This is a genomic window from Labrys sp. LIt4 (assembly GCF_017813775.1).
Lineage (GTDB): Bacteria > Pseudomonadota > Alphaproteobacteria > Rhizobiales > Labraceae > Labrys > Labrys okinawensis_A.
In genome coordinates this window covers 1-16,447 of sequence record NZ_JAGIPY010000009.1, presented here as the reverse complement: position 1 = coordinate 16,447, position 16,447 = coordinate 1, and the positions used below count along the sequence as shown (strand labels likewise).

22 protein-coding genes are annotated in these 16,447 nt (G+C 62.4%); 16 read left to right on the top strand and 6 right to left on the bottom strand.

Annotated features, from left to right (window positions below; all coding sequences use genetic code 11):
- Positions 1-22 precede the first annotated feature (22 nt).
- The 5 genes from J8I29_RS17455 to J8I29_RS17435 all read left to right on the top strand — a co-directional run bounded on the left by J8I29_RS17455 (position 23) and on the right by J8I29_RS17435 (position 4,964).
- The gene (locus tag J8I29_RS17455; RefSeq protein WP_105860143.1) at positions 23-1,027 is read left to right on the top strand and encodes an ABC transporter permease; all 1,005 of its coding nucleotides are present in this window, start codon (positions 23-25) and stop codon (positions 1,025-1,027) included.
- Positions 1,027-1,809 (top strand): ATP-binding cassette domain-containing protein, encoded by a 783-nt coding sequence (locus J8I29_RS17450; protein WP_209432630.1) that lies wholly within the window; start codon positions 1,027-1,029, stop codon positions 1,807-1,809. Before J8I29_RS17455 ends, J8I29_RS17450 begins: the two co-directional genes overlap by 1 nt.
- 2 nt (positions 1,810-1,811) lie before the next feature.
- Complete coding sequence (locus tag J8I29_RS17445; RefSeq protein WP_209432629.1) at positions 1,812-2,993, top strand: aldose 1-epimerase family protein; 1,182 nt, start codon at positions 1,812-1,814, stop codon at positions 2,991-2,993.
- A 69-nt stretch (positions 2,994-3,062) separates the two neighbouring features.
- Positions 3,063-4,154 carry a fatty acid desaturase family protein gene (locus J8I29_RS17440; protein WP_209432628.1) on the top strand — a complete coding sequence of 364 codons (1,092 nt, stop codon included), beginning with the start codon at positions 3,063-3,065 and terminating at the stop codon, positions 4,152-4,154.
- Between the two features lie 9 nt (positions 4,155-4,163).
- The gene (locus tag J8I29_RS17435) at positions 4,164-4,964 is read left to right on the top strand and encodes a 3-methyl-2-oxobutanoate hydroxymethyltransferase (protein WP_105860139.1); all 801 of its coding nucleotides are present in this window, start codon (positions 4,164-4,166) and stop codon (positions 4,962-4,964) included.
- Between the two features lie 42 nt (positions 4,965-5,006).
- On the opposite strand, the gene J8I29_RS17430 is transcribed toward J8I29_RS17435, so the two are convergent.
- Entirely contained in the window at positions 5,007-5,606 is a 600-nt protein-coding gene (locus J8I29_RS17430; protein ID WP_348536060.1) for a uracil-DNA glycosylase family protein, read from the bottom strand.
- Between the two features lie 123 nt (positions 5,607-5,729).
- A complete protein-coding gene (locus tag J8I29_RS17425; protein ID WP_209432627.1) occupies positions 5,730-5,939 on the bottom strand; it encodes a DUF2945 domain-containing protein in 210 nt (69 codons plus the stop codon).
- Positions 5,940-6,154: 215 nt separating this feature from the next.
- Here J8I29_RS17425 and J8I29_RS17420 point away from each other — a divergent pair, with 215 nt between their 5' ends.
- From J8I29_RS17420 to J8I29_RS17400, 5 genes are all read left to right on the top strand, one after another.
- A complete protein-coding gene (locus J8I29_RS17420; protein ID WP_105860137.1) occupies positions 6,155-6,385 on the top strand; it encodes a DUF982 domain-containing protein in 231 nt (76 codons plus the stop codon).
- A 57-nt stretch (positions 6,386-6,442) separates the two neighbouring features.
- Positions 6,443-6,721, top strand: coding sequence for a DUF982 domain-containing protein (locus J8I29_RS17415; protein ID WP_209432626.1), 279 nt, complete (start codon positions 6,443-6,445; stop codon positions 6,719-6,721).
- A complete protein-coding gene (locus J8I29_RS17410; RefSeq protein WP_209432625.1) occupies positions 6,693-7,007 on the top strand; it encodes a DUF982 domain-containing protein in 315 nt (104 codons plus the stop codon). The genes J8I29_RS17415 and J8I29_RS17410 overlap by 29 nt, the downstream gene beginning before the upstream one ends.
- Before the next feature lie 13 nt (positions 7,008-7,020).
- Positions 7,021-7,212: a hypothetical protein gene (locus J8I29_RS17405; protein WP_209432624.1), complete on the top strand. Its 192-nt coding sequence runs from the start codon at positions 7,021-7,023 to the stop codon at positions 7,210-7,212.
- Between the two features lie 153 nt (positions 7,213-7,365).
- Entirely contained in the window at positions 7,366-7,569 is a 204-nt protein-coding gene (locus J8I29_RS17400) for a hypothetical protein (protein WP_209432623.1), read from the top strand.
- Between the two features lie 371 nt (positions 7,570-7,940).
- Here J8I29_RS17400 and J8I29_RS17395 read toward each other — a convergent pair whose 3' ends face one another.
- Both J8I29_RS17395 and J8I29_RS17390 read right to left on the bottom strand, forming a co-directional pair.
- Positions 7,941-8,228: a hypothetical protein gene (locus J8I29_RS17395; protein ID WP_105860132.1), complete on the bottom strand. Its 288-nt coding sequence runs from the start codon at positions 8,226-8,228 to the stop codon at positions 7,941-7,943.
- Between the two features lie 72 nt (positions 8,229-8,300).
- Positions 8,301-8,522 carry a hypothetical protein gene (locus J8I29_RS17390; RefSeq protein ID WP_209432622.1) on the bottom strand — a complete coding sequence of 74 codons (222 nt, stop codon included), beginning with the start codon at positions 8,520-8,522 and terminating at the stop codon, positions 8,301-8,303.
- A 196-nt stretch (positions 8,523-8,718) separates the two neighbouring features.
- On the opposite strand from J8I29_RS17390, the gene treY reads away from it, so the two are divergent.
- The 3 genes from treY to J8I29_RS17375 all read left to right on the top strand — a co-directional run bounded on the left by treY (position 8,719) and on the right by J8I29_RS17375 (position 13,640).
- Positions 8,719-11,430, top strand: coding sequence for a malto-oligosyltrehalose synthase (gene treY / locus J8I29_RS17385; protein WP_209432621.1), 2,712 nt, complete (start codon positions 8,719-8,721; stop codon positions 11,428-11,430).
- Complete coding sequence (gene treZ / locus J8I29_RS17380; protein ID WP_209432620.1) at positions 11,427-13,235, top strand: malto-oligosyltrehalose trehalohydrolase; 1,809 nt, start codon at positions 11,427-11,429, stop codon at positions 13,233-13,235. Before treY ends, treZ begins: the two co-directional genes overlap by 4 nt.
- Before the next feature lie 153 nt (positions 13,236-13,388).
- Entirely contained in the window at positions 13,389-13,640 is a 252-nt protein-coding gene (locus J8I29_RS17375; RefSeq protein ID WP_209432619.1) for a hypothetical protein, read from the top strand.
- Between the two features lie 46 nt (positions 13,641-13,686).
- On the opposite strand, the gene J8I29_RS17370 is transcribed toward J8I29_RS17375, so the two are convergent.
- Both J8I29_RS17370 and J8I29_RS17365 read right to left on the bottom strand, forming a co-directional pair.
- Positions 13,687-13,983, bottom strand: a complete 297-nt coding sequence (locus J8I29_RS17370; protein ID WP_209432618.1) for a PRC-barrel domain-containing protein — start codon at positions 13,981-13,983, stop codon at positions 13,687-13,689.
- Between the two features lie 175 nt (positions 13,984-14,158).
- Positions 14,159-14,644, bottom strand: coding sequence for a ferritin-like domain-containing protein (locus tag J8I29_RS17365; RefSeq protein WP_209432617.1), 486 nt, complete (start codon positions 14,642-14,644; stop codon positions 14,159-14,161).
- Positions 14,645-14,911: 267 nt separating this feature from the next.
- Here J8I29_RS17365 and J8I29_RS17360 point away from each other — a divergent pair, with 267 nt between their 5' ends.
- The 3 genes from J8I29_RS17360 (at position 14,912) to J8I29_RS17350 (ending at position 16,066) form a co-directional block, all read left to right on the top strand.
- Positions 14,912-15,154 (top strand): hypothetical protein, encoded by a 243-nt coding sequence (locus J8I29_RS17360; RefSeq protein WP_105860126.1) that lies wholly within the window; start codon positions 14,912-14,914, stop codon positions 15,152-15,154.
- A 211-nt stretch (positions 15,155-15,365) separates the two neighbouring features.
- A complete protein-coding gene (locus J8I29_RS17355) occupies positions 15,366-15,584 on the top strand; it encodes a hypothetical protein (protein ID WP_105860125.1) in 219 nt (72 codons plus the stop codon).
- A gap of 194 nt (positions 15,585-15,778) precedes the next feature.
- Entirely contained in the window at positions 15,779-16,066 is a 288-nt protein-coding gene (locus J8I29_RS17350) for a hypothetical protein (protein WP_209432616.1), read from the top strand.
- The last annotated feature ends 381 nt before the right edge of the window (positions 16,067-16,447 follow it).

Genomic DNA, 16,447 nt, shown 5'->3' with positions numbered 1-16,447 from the left:
TTTCGGAGCGAATGAGACCGTCATGGCTTTGGTCGCCGAAAACAACGCACCCAGAAGGGGCCTGCGGGCAAACCTCCCGCGCTCGCCGCAGATGGCATCGCTCGTCATCCTCCTCGTGGTCCTGGCGGGCTTCGCGGTGGCCGACGAGAATTTCCTCTCCCCGCTCAACATCACCAACATGATGGCGTTCCTGCCCGAGCTCGGCATCATCGCGCTCGGCATGACGCTGCTGCTCACGGCAGGCGAGTTCGATCTTTCGGTCGGCGCCGTCTTCGCGCTGGCACCGGTGCTGGTGATGCTGCTGGTACAGCAGGGCGTGATGGATATCGGCCTGGCGCTGCTGGTCGGCCTCCTCCTCTGCGTCGCGATCGGCTGGGTCAATGGCGTGATCGTGACGAAGATCGGCATCTCCTCCTTTCTCGTCACCCTCTCCATGCTGCTGATCCTGCGGGGGGTGGCGCTCTACATCACCCAGGGGTTTCCCCTGAAGTCGTGGGACCAGCCCGGCCCCTTGGTGACGCTGCTGGCCGGCAGCTTCCAGGCCGGAGCCTTCAAGCTCTACACCTCGCTGTGGTGGTTCATCGGCCTCACGGCCGTGTGCATCTATCTCCTGAACTATGCCAAGCTCGGCAATTGGATCAGCGCCATCGGCTCGAACCGCAATGCCGCGGTCGCCCGCGGCGTGCCGGCCGACGCCGTGAAGATCTGGCTGTTCATTCTCACCTCGGTGCTGGCCGGGCTCGCCGGCATGATCAGCGCCTTCCGCATCTCCGCCGCGTCCCCGGTGGCCGGCACCGGCTATGAGCTCGAGGTCATCGCCATGGTCGTGGTGGGCGGCACCGCCCTCACAGGCGGGCGAGGCACCATCCTCGGCACGGTGGTCGGCGTGCTCATGCTGCGCGCCATCCGCAACGGCATCGTGCTGATCGGCGTGCCGGGCCTGGCTTACAACATCTTCCTCGGCGGCATCATCCTGGTGATGCTGATCCTGCACGCCTTGCTGCAGAAGAATGGCGGGAGGCGCTGATGGAAAGAGAAGTGCTGCGGCTCGAAAACCTGCAGAAGTCCTTCGGCAGCGTGCAGGCCCTGAAGGGCGCCTCGCTGACATTGCGGGAAGGAGAGGTCGTCGCCCTGCTCGGGGACAACGGTGCCGGCAAGTCCACCCTGATCAAGGCGATCTCCGGCGTCCATCCGAGCGATGGCGGGGCCATCTATGTGCGCGGCGACAAGGCCTCCATCCGCTCGGCACGTGACGCGATGGATCTCGGCATCGAGACGATCCATCAGGACACTTCCCTGGCCCCGGATCTGAGCATCGCGCGCAACCTGTTTCTCGGCCGCGAGCCGGTGAGGCTCGGCTGGCTCGGCGTGTTCGCGCCCATCGATTTCGGTGAGCTGCGCCGCGTGGCGGCCGCGCTGCTGAAGCGTGTCGGCATTTCCAAGAAGCTCGACGCCGACGCCCTGGTCTCGACGCTCTCGGGCGGCGAGCGCCAGTCCATCGCCATTTCCCGCGCCATGCAGTTCGCCGCCAAGGTGATCATCCTCGACGAGCCGACCAACAATCTCGGCGTGGAGGAGACCCATGGCGTGCTGCGCTTCGTCAGAGACATGCGCGACGCGGGCCATAGTGTGCTGTTCATCACCCACAACATCCACCACGTCTTCGAAGTCTGCGATCGCCTGGTGGTGATGCGCCGCGGCGAGGTCGTCGCGGAGAAGACGGTGGCGGAGACCGATCTTCTCACCGTCGAGGGCATCATCATGGGCGTCGACATCAAGGCGCTGCTCAAGGACGCGAAGGCGCATTGAGAATGGTCGAACTGTTCGGACGCACCCTCACGCGCCGCCAGATCGGCGAACGGGCCGGCATGCTCTCGCAATTCGCCGGCGTGCGGCTGATGACGCTGGGCGACGGCGTCGAGCGCGGCATCCGCATGCTGGAATTCCGCACCGGCACGGGCCTGCGTTTCACCGCGCTGGTCGACCGGGCTCTCGACATCGCCGACTGCGAGTATCGGGGACGATCGATCGGCTGGCATTCCCCCACCGGTTTCCGGCACCCGGCCCTGCATGATTATGAGGGGGAGAACGGCCTCGCCTGGGCTCGTTCCTTCTCGGGCCTCATGGTGACCTGCGGCCTCGATCATATCCTCGGGCCGGAAGAAACGCCGGCCGACAGCTACAATTATCCGGGCAAGAAGAGCATCAGGCACTCGCTGCATGGCCGCATCGGCACCATCCCCGCCCGCCTGACCGGCTATGGCGAGAGCTGGGACGGCGAGCGCTGCGTGCTCTGGGCGGAGGGTGTCGTGCAGCAATCGGCCGTGTTCGGCGAGGACCTGCATCTCCTGCGACGCATCGAGGCCGATCTCGGCGGCAACGAGATCCGCATCAGCGACCGCGTGGTCAATCACGGCTTCCGTCGCACGCCGCACATGTATTTCTACCACATCAATATCGGCCATCCCGTGCTTGACGAGGGCTCGCGCTACCTCGCCCCCATCGAGGATGTCATCTGGGCCGCCCATGCCGGCGAGGCCTATCGCCGGCAGGAGGTCGGCTATCGCGTTGCCCCTGCCCCCCAGACCGGCTTCCGCGAGCAGGTCTGGCAGCACAGGCTCGCCGCCGATGTCGCCGGCGAACAGCCGGTGGCTCTCGTCAATGATCGCATCGGCCTGGGCCTGATGGTGGTGACGCGGCAGGACCAGCTGCCCTGCCTCTATCAATGGCAGAACTTCCAGCCCGGCGAATATGTCCTCGGCATCGAGCCCTCGACGCATCACGTTCTCGGCGATCTCGCGGCGCGCGAGCGCGGCGAGATGATCTGGCTGGAGCATGGCGAGGAGCGTCGCTACCAGGCACGCTTCAAGATCCTCGACGGCGGCGATGAGATCGCGGCGGCGGAAAATCTCATCACCGGCATCGCCCGGCAGCCCCAGCAGGATTTCCCCCTGCCATCCGGGCTGTTTCCGCGCCTGGAGGGACGCTCGTGACAGGGGCGGCGCTGACCGGGAAGACGCGGGCTGAGGCCGCGACAACCACACGAAATGAACGGCATGGCCATGGCGACGATGCATAGGAAACGGGACTACAGCCTGGTCGGCGAAAGCACGCGCCAGGCCATCGAGACGGGACTGGCCTCCGCGGAGTGGTACCATACCGATATTCCGCGCAAGGTCATGAAGGAGCTGATGCAACGCTCGGATGGGCCTGCCATCCGTGACACCATCATCTGGATTGCCGCCATCCTTACCTCCGCGGCAGGCGGTATCTGGTTCTGGGGCAGCTGGTGGTGCCTGCCCTTCTTCTTCGTCTACGGCGTTCTCTATGGCTCCTCGAGCGACTCGCGCTGGCACGAATGCGGCCACGGCACCGCCTTTCGCACCCGCTGGATGAACGACGTGGTCTACCAGATCGCCAGCTTCATGCTGATGCGCAATCCCGTCACCTGGCGCTGGAGCCATGCCCGCCACCACACCGACACCATCATCGTCGGGCGCGATGCCGAGATCGCCGTGATGAGGCCGCCGGACCTGATCCGGCTGGTGCTGAACTTCGTGGGCATCATCGACGCCTGGTATTCGCTGATCGCCCTCAGCCGCAACGCGCTGGGGATCCTGACACCCGACGAGCAGAGCTTCATTCCCGAGATGGAGCGGCCCAGGGCCGTGACGGCGGCGCGCTGGCATATGGCGATCTATCTTGCCGCCATCATCGCGGCACTCGCCACCTGGTCGTGGCTGCCGCTGATGCTGATCGGCCTGCCCCGGCTCTATGGCTGCTGGCACATGGTGATGACCGGCCTGCTCCAGCATATCGGCCTTGCCGACAATGTGACGGACCACCGGCTCAACACCCGCACCGTCTACATGAATCCGATCAGCCGCTTCATCTACTGGAACATGAACTACCACGTGGAGCATCACATGTTCCCGATGGTGCCCTATCACGCCTTGCCCAGGCTGCATGAGCTGATCAAGCACGATCTGCCGGCGCCCAATCCCTCGATGTGGCATGCCTATCGCGAGGTGTTTCCCGTCGTGCTGCGGCAGCTTCGCAACGAGGATTACTTCCTGCTGCGGGAACTGCCGCCCACGGCCCGGCCCTATCGCGCCGAATTCCATGAATTGGCCGTGGCCACGGCCGCCGAGTGAGGACTAGGAATGACCCGCACCAGACCCACGATCGCCGATCTGCGCGCCCTCAAGGGCAAGAAGCAGCTGACCATGCTGCGCGTCACCACGCTGGAAGAGGCCGAGGCCGCCGAGCGGGCGGGCGTCGACATCGTCTCCATTCCGCCAGAGCTGATCCTCCACCCGCACTATCGCGATGCCGCGCCGAGCCTGTTTTCCATGCCCGGCGATAATTTCTACGAGATCGGTACGGCCGACGACTTCGTGCGCTGGTCGTTCCGCATGATCAAGGCCGGCGCCGATGCCGTCTATTGCAGCGCCTCCTATGCCACGATCAAGCGCATGGCGGATGAGGCGGTTCCCGTCATCGGCCATGTCGGCCTGATCCCCTCGCGCAAGACCTGGACCGGCGGCTTCAAGGCCGTCGGCAAGACGGCCGACAGTGCCCTCCAGGTGTTCGAGGCCGTCAAGCAGCTCGAAGCGGCCGGCGCCTTCGGGGCCGAGATCGAGGTGGTGCCGGTGGAGGTCGCCGAGGCGATCTCGCAGCGCACCAGCCTCTTCATGCTGTCGATGGGCGCGGGCGCCGGCTGCGACGCGCAATATCTGTTCGCCGAGGATATCCTCGGCATGAATCGCGGCCACATGCCCAGGCATTCCAAGGTCTATCGCAATTTCGCCGCCGAATATGATCGCCTGCAGGCCGAGCGCATCGCGGCCTTCCGCGAATATGTGTCGGATGTGGAAACCAATGCCTATCCTCGGGAACAGCACATCGTGCATATGCCGCCGGATGAATTGAAGACGTTCATGGCGAAGCTGGAGGCAAGCTGAGGCCGTCGGAAGGCCGCCTTTTCCCGTCGGCCCACGCCGCCGTCAGAGAAGGACATCACGTATGTCCGCCTGCAGTACCGGCAGCACATCGGTTTCGAACCACGGATTCCGGCTGAGCCATTTGTTGTTGTGCCAGGATGGATGGGGCAACGGAAACTTACGCATCCGCGGGTCGCGTCGATAGACATCCCGCCAGCGTCTGACGGTCTCATTGACGCCCCATCGCGCGGCTTCTGGCCCGAGATGCCAACGTTGGGCATAGGACCCAATGACCAGCAAAAGCTGCACCCGCGGCATTTGCGAGAACAGCCTGGCGCGCCAGAGTTCTGCACACTCCCGACGCGGCGGCAGATCACCGCCGTTGGAAGCCAAGCCGGGAAAGCAAAATCCCATCGGCAGAATGGCAAACTTCGCCGGATCGTAGAAGCTCGCTTCATCAATTCCGAGCCATCGCCTCAAACGTACCCCGGATGGGTCGTCGAAGGGACGCCCGCTCTTATGCACCCTGGTTCCCGGAGCTTGGCCGACTATGCAGATGCGGGCATCCTGAGACGCCTGTATCACCGGTCTCGGTTCATGAGCCAGCGGCGCGCCGTAACGAGGGTGATCGCGGCAAATGCGGCAGGCGCGAATGCTGCTCACCAGCGTCTCAAACGGGGAACCCCGCTCGTTCGCTCTCGAAAAGCAGGGCTCTCCGGACATCCGTGGCTCGATCGCGTCGTCAGTGCTCATCTTGCTGCGCCGGACAGCTCCACACACCCGAGTTCACGCCGGCTCGAGGGCGCCACCCCTGTGAGCGGCGACATGGTTGGTCTTGTCGCTCTTGATTTCATATTGGGGATCGTCTTCCGTCGCCCGGTGCGTATGCCCCTTATAGTCGAAATCACGGGTGTGGACCGCGATAATCGTCCCCGATACACGGCCTGCCTCCGAATTCCATGTGACGTGATCGCCAATCTCAAATCGTTTCGCCATCCTGCCAACGCCTCGTTCCGTTACACCGCCAGCTTGCTCGTATCATTCTGCTCCCGATCGTGGACGTTTTGGAGGGCGAGGTAGCCTTCTTCTTGTCGTATGTGCTGCTCGCGGCGAACGGCCGGATCGGCCAGATTCCGCAACGCTTGGCCGGCCGCTCGCCCTCTTGGAACCATCGCCCTCTCCTTCCGTTTTCCCAGAGGAGGAGGTAACACATGGCTTCCATAGCGTTCACCCATCCGATCGATATCGACGGTATCTCCATCAGCGATGCAGACGCGGCGGCTGACTATCTGCTCAACAACTGGCCCGTCGACAGCGGCGAGCGATATGACTTCGCAAAGCGAGTCTGCCTCGAGGTGATCGAGGGCAAGCGCGACCCCGAAGACGCCAGGGCCGCCTTCCTGCTCGCTGCGGAAGAAGCTGGGGTGATCCTTGCCAGATAAACCCCCGTTTGCCGGAACGAAATGAGGCCACGGCGGTTGAGACGGTGGAGGACCGATATGTACAACCGTGCTTGGCAGCGCCCCGTCGAACTCCAAACCTATATCGGAGATTACCGCATCATTGGTTCGACAGACGAAGCTGTCATCTTCTTGCTGAAGCATTGGCCCATCGATGCGGACGGGGCGCCTGCTTCGGGACGTCAGGGCTTCTTGGATGCCCTTGAAGGGGCAGAATCGGTCGACGATGCCCGTGCCGCATTCATCGAGGCCTGCATTCAACTCGAAATGCATGTCGTCGAGAAATGGGGTGGGAAAAGCCGAACCGGTAATTATTGAACCTATCGCCCTGCCGACGATCGATTTGCTGAGCTACGCCATGAATGTCAGACTCTGGAGTGTCCCCGTGAAACTCGAAACCCCTGTCGGGCAGGTCCGGCTGATTGCATCGGCGGAGGAAGCTTCCGATTTCCTCCTGAACCATTGGCCGACCGAAGGCGGGGACAAGCATCTCCTCGCCAGACGCGCTTGTGTTGAAGCCTTGGCCGGATCGATCCCCGCCAGCCTCGCCCGGAAGGCATTTATCGAAGCCTGCGAGGAATCCGGCATGCACGTCGTGCCTTGAGGGAGAGAGTGGAATGCCTGATCCGAAAGAACCGAAATCGCCGTCGCCGGCTCCCACGGAAAGTCCGCCGCCGATGCCGGAGCCCAATCCCAAGCCCCCCGACGAGGTGCCGATCATACCGCCGCCTCCGGGCAATACGCCGCTCATGCCGGATGTGCCGAATCCGCCGGAAATGCCTCCTCTGGTCGATCCCAAGCAAGAGTGACCGGAATGGAAACCATAGCGGCGCCGTCCCGCCCGATGTCCCGGCGCGGCCGTTCGATGTGGCGGCCGGCATGAATGACGCCGAGGATGCCAGAAAGACCGTCTGAGCCTGTAGAGAAGCGCGCGGGTGGCTCATGCCGTGAAGGAGATCCGAATGCCCGAATCCAAGCGTCGGAAACCACTCACCGGCCCGAAGCACAAAGAACCTGGCGGCAAGGAAAGCCAGCCGGAAGAAACACCGCTCGTGCCTCCCAGCGTCGACTATCCGGCCCAGGCGGATGACAAACCTGTCATCGAGCCTTCCCCACAGCCGGCCAAGAGAAGGAGGCGCGGCGTCGATCGTATGCATGTCCTCTAAGGGCAGTCCGTCACCGCACTCTCGCGCAACACCGCGGGAAGCCAGTGTTCCCGATTGTCATCCGATAGGCCGCCGCTTTGCGCGCTGCAGCTTGTCGTCGTTGTTGCATGAGCCCCGAGGAAAATGGAACGGCCCGGCTCCCGGACCTCAGGGAAGGTCAGCAACGAGGAACCGGACCGTCGGACTCTACTTGCGAGGTCCATCCAGAGTGACACAAGAACCTAACGACCTCGCCCCTTCCAAACTGCTCCGAGGCCTGACCGTTCCCTAAAATCGCATCGAGCCTTGCATTCGGAGCCGGGCCTGTTCGTGCGCGAGCGCGTCTCGTTTTTATTATGGACAATGTCCGATCCAGCACGAGCGACATCGCTCTAGGCTAGGGGTTTTGTCGATCGAACTGCCCAAGCCCCTGTATAATCGAAGCCTTCATTCTCATCCAAGGTCAGCGCTACGGGCGTCAGCACCAATTGCGCGTCCCCAACGGCGACCGACACTTCCTCGGAGGTATGAACGAGAATACGGCCGATAACGGGATCTCCCACTCCGGGCACGAGCGTTATCAGGGCGCCTTCGTGAAAATCGGGCTGGCTCTGGCCGTGCGCGGCAGAGAACGTGACGAGGCTACCCACCGCGATCGGTTCGGGAGTGTTTGAAACCATGGATATGATCCTTCCGGACACCGGGGTCAATCTTCAAGCGCGCGGACGGCTATGTCCGTCGCTGCGCAATACTCAGTCCGCGCGCTCAAACTCCGGAAGCGCGGCGAGTACCTCGAAGTGTTCGGCTTCGAACAGCTGAGGTATCTTGCCAGGATCGCGAATAGCCGAAAAGTCCGCGGACACGTCTGGATGGGCTTTCGACTGCCGATAACGCATCACTGCTTCCTTCAGACTGACATCATGGCCTTCGAAACTGACGATCTCTTCCGGGTCGTAATCGAACGTTGAAATCATCACTTCTACTCCCTCTGGCCTCACAACCCATGAGCGGCACAAAAGATCCAGGTTGCGGCCCTGGTCGACACCGTGACCTGCGGTCACTTCTCCCTGGTCGCGGTGGGCCGTCTGCTCGGCTCCACCTGATTTTCCGGAGCACGAAACTTTCAGCCTCGCCGCTGGTTCCTGGACGAGACGCGATCTGGAAGGTCCCATGTCGAAAGCTGATTGCCCGCCGCCGCGGGCGACCTACCGTTTGCAGCTGAACTCCCGCTTCAATTTTGCTGCAGTCGAAGCCATAGCCGGCTATCTCGCCCGTTTGGGAGTCAGCCACGTCTATGCTTCCCCGTTCTTGAAAGCGCGGCCGGGCAGCAGCCATGGCTACGATATCGTCGACCATTCCGCTCTCAATCCCGAGCTCGGCACGACGGAAGATTTCGACCGGATGACGCAGGCGCTGCGCGCCAATGGCCTGGGGCTCATCCTCGACTTCGTCCCGAACCATATGGGCGTGAACGGCGCCGACAATCCCTACTGGCTCGACGTGCTCGAATGGGGCCAGGAGTCCGCTTATGCCGGCTGGTTCGATATCGACTGGCGGCCGGAACCGTCGCATCTCGAGGGCAAGGTCCTGGTCCCTGTGCTCGGCGACCAGTACGGCGCGGTGCTTGCCGGCGGCGGCCTGGAGCTGTGCCTCGACGCCGCGGCCGGGGAGATCGCCGTTTGGGCGCATGGCGCCCACAAGCTTCCCATCCGTCCCGGGCATTATGGCCGCATCCTCGGGAACGATCACGCCGAGCTCGAAAGACTGAGCGATGCCTTCTCCCACCTCGAGGGGTTCCACCCGCATGAACGACGCCGGGCCGGAGAACTCAAGGCCGACCTTGCCGCCCTGGTCGCGGCGGATCCGAAGATGGCGGCGGCCGTCGCCGAACGTCTGGGGCATTTCGCCGGCCTGGCCGGCGACTTGGAGAGCTGGAAACGGCTCGACCATCTGATAGCCGACCAGCACTGGCGCGTGGCCCATTTTCGCGTAGCGGCCGACGATATCAACTATCGCCGCTTCTTCAATATCAGCGATCTGGCCGGCTTGCGCATCGAGCATGAGGAGTTGTTCGAGCACGCCCATCGCTTTGTCTTCGAATTGATTGCCAAGGGCGTGCTGGACGGGCTGCGCATCGACCATATCGACGGCCTGCTCGACCCCAAGACCTATTGCCGACGCTTGCGCGAGAAAACGCCCCGGCCAGTCTACCTGTTTGTCGAGAAGATCCTCGGAGAGAGCGAGGAACTGCGCGAGGATTGGCAAGCCGATGGCACCACCGGCTACGAATTCGCCAACCTTCTCACCAATCTCCTGATCGACCCGAACGGCCAGGCGAGGCTCGACGAACTCTATCGCCGCTTCAGCGGCGAGCGGCGCAGCTTCAAGGCCATCAGCCGCGAGTGCAAGCTGGCCATCATGGAAGACGAGATGGCCGGTGAACTCGGCGGCCTGGCTCGCGAAGCGGCCCGCATCGCTCGTTCCAATCCGCGTACCGCCGATTTTACCCGCAATGTGCTGCAGCGCGCCCTCAGGGAAATCGTCGCCGGGTTTCGGGTCTATCGCACTTATGTCGACATGGATGGCGCCACGGCGGCCGACCTCAAGGAGCTCGAAACCGCCTTCGCCCATGCACGGCGCTCGGGAGGCGGCATCGATCGTTCGGTGTTCGACTTCCTGTTCGCGCTGCTCAGCGGCGAGGCCGTTGCAAGGCCCGGCAGCGGCTTCAGCAGACAGGACGTCCTGGGTTTTGCCATGCGGTTCCAGCAATATACCGGGCCGATCATGGCCAAGGGGGTCGAGGACACCGCCTTCTATCGCTACAACCGCTTTATTGCGGCCAACGAGGTGGGAGGCCATCCCGGCCACCTCGGCGCCAGCGTCGAGGCTTTCCATGCCGCCAATCTCGCCCGCCATGCGGGTGCCATGCTGGCGACTTCGACACATGACACCAAACGAGGCGAAGATTGCCGGGCGCGCCTGGCCGTTCTCAGCGAGATTCCCGTGGACTTCGCCGAGGCCGCCGCCCGCTGGCGCACCATGCTCGTCGGAACTGAGGCCGGGCCTGATGGCAACGACATCTTCCTGTTCTTCCAATTGCTCGTCGGCGCCTGGCCCCCGGGCCTCGTCCCTGCCGACCCCGGCGCGCTGCAGCGTTTTCAGGAGCGCCTCGAGCTCGCCATGCTGAAATCGGCGCGCGAGGCCAAGATTCATACCAATTGGGCCGCACCCGACGAAGCCTATGAAAAGTGCCTGCACGACTATGTTGCAACCGCTTTCGCGAATCAGGATTTTCTTGCCGATTTCATCGGCTTCGAAAAGCGCGTCATCGAACTCGGTGCCGCCAACAGCCTCACGCAAACCGTGTTGAAATTCACCGTGCCCGGCATTCCCGATATCTACCAGGGCGCCGAGGCCTATGATTTCAGCCTGGTCGATCCGGACAATCGCCGCCCGGTCGACTGGGCCTGGCGCAAGGACGGCCTGGAGAAGCTTCGGCCGATCGCGCGAGACGATCTGCTCGACGGAAGCGCCAAATTGGCCGTCATCGCCAATCTGCTCGCGCTGCGCCGCCGGCATGAGGCCTTGTTTGCCGAAGGGGACTATCGGCCCATCGAGATGGCAGGCGATCGCTTCATCGCCTTTTCGCGCCAGCACGGCGATTGCGCCCTCATCGTCGTGGCTGCCCGGTTTCCGGGCCGGGGTCCCATCGATGGGTTCCTGCCCCTTCCCCATCACGACCCGGTCTATGGCGATATCCTCTCCGGACGCCAGATCACCCCCGGCAAGGAAGGCATCGATCTTGCGATGCTGCTGGCGGAGCTGCCCGCCGCCGTGCTGGTGCCGCAGACACCGCCCGCAATCCGGCATTCCCAGCCATGACCACGTTCCCAGGCCGTTACGAACCACGCTTCGGCCCCGCCCTGTGCGACGGCAAGGTATTGTTTCGCCTCTGGGCACCCAAGCAGCGCCGGATCGGCCTGCAACTGGGCCAGAAGACCTACTCGATGCAAAACCATGGCGGTTGGCATTGCCTGCCGGTGGCCGCCGACTTCGGTGCCCGCTACAGCTTCGTGTTGGAAGACGGCATGACGGTGCCTGATCCGGCCAGCCGCTTCCAGCCCGAGGACGTCCATGGTCCGAGCGAGCTGATCGACCCGACGGCCTATCGCTGGCGCAACACGAACTGGCGGGGACGCGCCTGGCATGAAACGGTGCTTTACGAACTTCATATCGGCACCTTCACGCCGGAGGGCACCTTCGCCAGCGCCGCGCAGCAGCTCGGCCGACTCAAGGAACTGGGAGTGACCGCCATTCAGCTCATGCCGGTCGCGGATTTTCCGGGGCAACGCAACTGGGGCTATGACGGCGTCCTTCCCTTCGCCCCGGACGCCGCCTATGGTCGGCCGGAGCACCTGAAGGCCTTCATCGACGAAGCCCATGGCCTCGGCCTCTCGGTGCTGCTCGACGTCGTCTACAACCACTACGGCGCCGAGGGTAACTATCTGCCGCTCTATGCTCCCGTCTTTACCGAACGCCACCGGACCCCCTGGGGCCCGGCCGTCAACTATGACGACGAGGGGTCCGCGGAGATCCGGGCCTTCACCATCGAGAACGTGCTCTACTGGCTGAAGGAGTTCCGCCTCGACGGATTGCGTTTCGATGCCGTGCACGAGATACGGGACGCGGGTGAACGCCATCTGCTTGCCGAGATCCGCGCCGCGGTCGGCGCCGTCATAGACGATCGCCCTGTTCATCTCGTGCTGGAGAATGAGGAAAACAGCGCCGAATGGCTCGCCCGGCAACCGGATGGAACACCCACTTTCACCGCGCAGTGGAATGACGACGTCCATCACGCCCTGCATGTGGCCGTGACCGGCGAGGATGCCGGCTATTATGGCGACTATGCCCGTCGGCCCGAATTGCTCGGCCGCGCCTTGGCGCAGGGCTTCGCCTTCCAGGGCGAGACGATGCCCTATCGCGGCAGCATCCGCGGGCAACCCTCGGCCCATTTGCCACCGCATGCCTTTGTCGCCTTCCTGCAAAATCACGACCAGATCGGCAATCGCGCCCTGGGCGATCGCATTCACCACCGCCATCCACTCCAGGCCGTGAAGGCTGCCGCGGCCGCCTATCTCCTGGCACCGCAGATCCCCATGCTGTTCCAGGGCGAGGAGTGGGCTGCCTCCACGCCTTTTACCTTCTTCTGCGATGTCGAGGGTGAACTGGCCGATGCCGTGCGCAAGGGCCGGCGCGAAGAATTCTCGCGCTTTCCCGAATATGCCGAACCACAAGCGCGCGACGCCATTCCCGATCCCGTCAGCGAACAGACCTTCCTCTCGGCCAAGTTGCTGTGGCAGGAACGCGAGAGCCCCCTGCATGCCGAAATGCTGGATTGGTACCGGCGGATCCTGGCGGTGCGGGCCGCCAGGATCATGCCGCTCATGCCGATGCTCCCGAAGGCCGGCCGCTATAGGATCGGCCAGGACGGGATCGTCTGCGTTGATTGGCGGAGCACGAGCGAAACGATGCTTCGCCTCGTTCTCAACCTCAGCGATGCGTCGAAGCCGATGGAAAAGCCGGCGGATGGCGACCCCATCTGGACGGAAGGGCAATGGGAGGGCGCAGTCCTTGGCGCCTGGACCGCTGTTTGGACGATGGAAACACCGAGAGGATCTTCCACGTGATGTGTCGGGAAAGCGCAAGCAACCCGCCGGCGCAGCCAGAGGCAATTCCTCTCTGCTTCGGCCCGATCTCATGTAGAATGAATGTCGCGAGCGTATTGAGGCCGCATCCCAAGGCTTGAATCGGCGCTCACATGCCAGGACGGCGATGCTGAGATGGCGAAGCTATCCCCCGCCCAGATCCGTGCACTGACCGCGCTCGAGGCGGGGGCCGAAGTCATGATGACGCCCGGAGGCGTGCCCATCGGAGACATGCCCGACGGCGTTCGATCGCAGCGGACCTTTTGGCGCCTGCGCTTCCTCGGCTTCGTGGCGATCAAGCCTCGGCCATCGGCCAATTACTGGGAGATTACCGAGGCCGGCAGGACCGCACTGCAGGCGGAGAAGTGGCACAACGGTCAGGCCTGATCGACAGGCGCCAGATAGAGCTGCTCGGCCCAGGGCAAGCCGGCCCTCAGTCTTGATGCTCGGGCATGGCCTTGAGCTGATCCTTTGTCCAGGGCGTCACCGCGTGTATCTGACCATTCTCGTCCCGCATGAAATCGAGGTCGGCAACCCTCACGGCCACGGGCTTGGCGCCGATGCCGAGGAAGCCACCCACATCGATAACGACAATCGTGTCCGTGCCCACACCGTGGACATGGGAAACACTGCCGATATTCTCGTCTCCCGGTCCGTATATCGTCGCGCCTTCCAGAAATTCGGGCGTCAGTTCGCTGGCGGCAAGCCTGATATGGGAGCTGTGGTCCATGGCCGGTCCTCCTGTAAGGTTTGATCGTATATAACAGCTGAGTTCGCCACATGTTCCGCAATATCATCGCGGGCGAGAAGTCGATATGGCTCGAAATCGAGAATTTCCATCGTCCTGAGATTTCTCGGGACTGCCGTCTATTCTGCAGAGAACGATCACGAGCGCGAGCAGAACATTACTTCTTCACGGGATTGCTCATATCAGGAACCTCCTCCCCAAGGGCGGTGGCAAGATCGATCTGGTGGTCCTGTTCATCCACGAGGATCTGACGAATCTGTTCGGCGAGGGCAAACTCACCCAAGGCCTCGCATTGACGCACGCGTTCCCGATAATTGCGTACTGTCTCATTCTCGTTATCCAGGTCGTATCGCAGCAATTCCCGGGCCACCTCGGACGTCTTCACTGGCTTCGGCACGACGGTCGGCACCTTGCCGAGATAATCGATTTGACGGGACAGGATGAGCGCATGCTTCAGTTCGTCATGGGCATGAGCTTCCAGCTGGGCGGCGATACTCATATATTCGGGGCCCTTGATGACCTGCGAGTACACGACATAAGCAATAATCGCCTGATATTCGCGGGAAAGATCCTCGTTCAATAATTCCGCAAGACGATCCCGAGAGATCGGTAATTCACTGCTCACCTTCGGTGATATGGCCATTGTGCTCATCCCGTCTTCGAACTGCACGCTGCCCCAGACCCTCCGGCTGAACTCAGGCCCGGATGTTTTGTTCCTCAATGGCAGGCCCAGGCTCGGCATCGTGGCCGACGGGAATTCTTTTCACCGCAAGTGCCGTTTGGTCACCATAGACGCCAAGCCGCAGGGTGCTACTGTCCCTATCCGGTCAAGCTGCCGGGTCGCGCACGGCGACGTTCGGGTGCTCTTCTGCCTCGCTTCTGGGCACGCGCATTGCGAAAGGAAAAGCCCATGACGCCTGCTTTTTGCCGCTTCGAGCGGGGACGCGACTTTCATCCTGTCGATGTGAACATAAATCGGATCCGCTATCTGGAAGGCAAAGGCCACACCACGTCCATCCACTTCGACGATGGCGAATACATCGTGGTCTACGGCAACGCGCTCAGCGTCTGCATGCGCATCCAGGACGCAAGCCAGAGAAAACCGCCCAGGCCGAGAAGCAGGCCTGGCCTGGTCCTCCATCAATCCTGTTAGACGCCGGCGTGGAACTAAGCCTTCGCTCATCGGTTGAGTCTTCGTCGATTTTAGACAGCCCAACTCGCCCGCTGCCTGAGAGGCAAGCGGGCTATTCTTTTCCGGGAGGAGAAGGCGTAAAGGGCGCTCGCGAACGCGAGAAGCGACACGCAGTGGGCATGGTGTCCACGGTCCTAGTACAGGGCCTGCTAACCCGAAAGGAGCAGGACCGGTGAAACCGATTTTCTGCAGTTTCGAACGCAGTTTCGATCGTCACCAGATCGAGGTGAACGTGAACCTTGTCCTCTATCTGGAAGGCAATGACGACGGCACGACGACGATGTATTTCGCGAAGGACGAATTCGTGGTCGTCAGGGGTAACCTCGCCGAGACCCGCGGCCACATCGAAACGTGCGCGTCGATAACCCCGCCAGCGGACGTAGCGGCCTGAAGATAACGCACGATACTGCCGGCCAAGAGTTCACCCAAGTGCCTTCCATATTTGCCCGCTCGTTGCTTCCTGTGCACGGCGGGCAAATTTTTTAACCGTAGGGTTTCAGGCGGTATTGAACCCGAAAACGCCATCGTTAAATTCCGCCACTGGAAGAGCCATCGTTGCGCTCGCGTTTGTGTGGGATGGTAGGAATGCAGGAAGCGCAGGAGACGACGTTCCAGCCGGAAGGGACGAGAACGAAGGCCAATATCCCGATATTCTGCGCATTCGAACGAAGTTTCGATCGACATCCGATCGAAGTGAATGTGACACGCATCTGCTATATCGAAGGCAATGATTGCGATAGTTCGACATTGTACTTCGACGTGGAGCACTTCGTCGTCGTCCATGGCAAGCCCGAGCAGATCAGGGCCCAGATCGAGACCCGGGTTTCGCAGTTGCTGAATCTTCGCGCTTCCCAAGCATCCGGCCTCGCTTAAGCATTCGGCGCCCTTCTTGAAACCTGAGGTTCGCCTCGCGTGCCGCCGGCGCGCCAGAGCGAAATACGTTCAAATGTGAACGCTTATTTGCTCTAGCTCTTTGCGTCGACGCGTCTTCGCGATGCTTGGCGTCTCCATCGAATCGAAGAACGCCATAACGACAGGCTGTCGCGAGCTGGACAGCCGATCCGCCATCGCCGACATCACCGGGCTCGGCAATGAGAGCGATGGCCGGACTCGGCAAAATGGCTCCGGCCTATCGCCGAAGCCAACGAAGCGGTACCGCAAACGCATCCGGCTCGCTGATCAGGCCGCCTTCTTGTTGACGCCTGCCACTGCGAGCTTGGTGAGAAGCTCGTCGGTCTTGATCTCCTCCTGAAG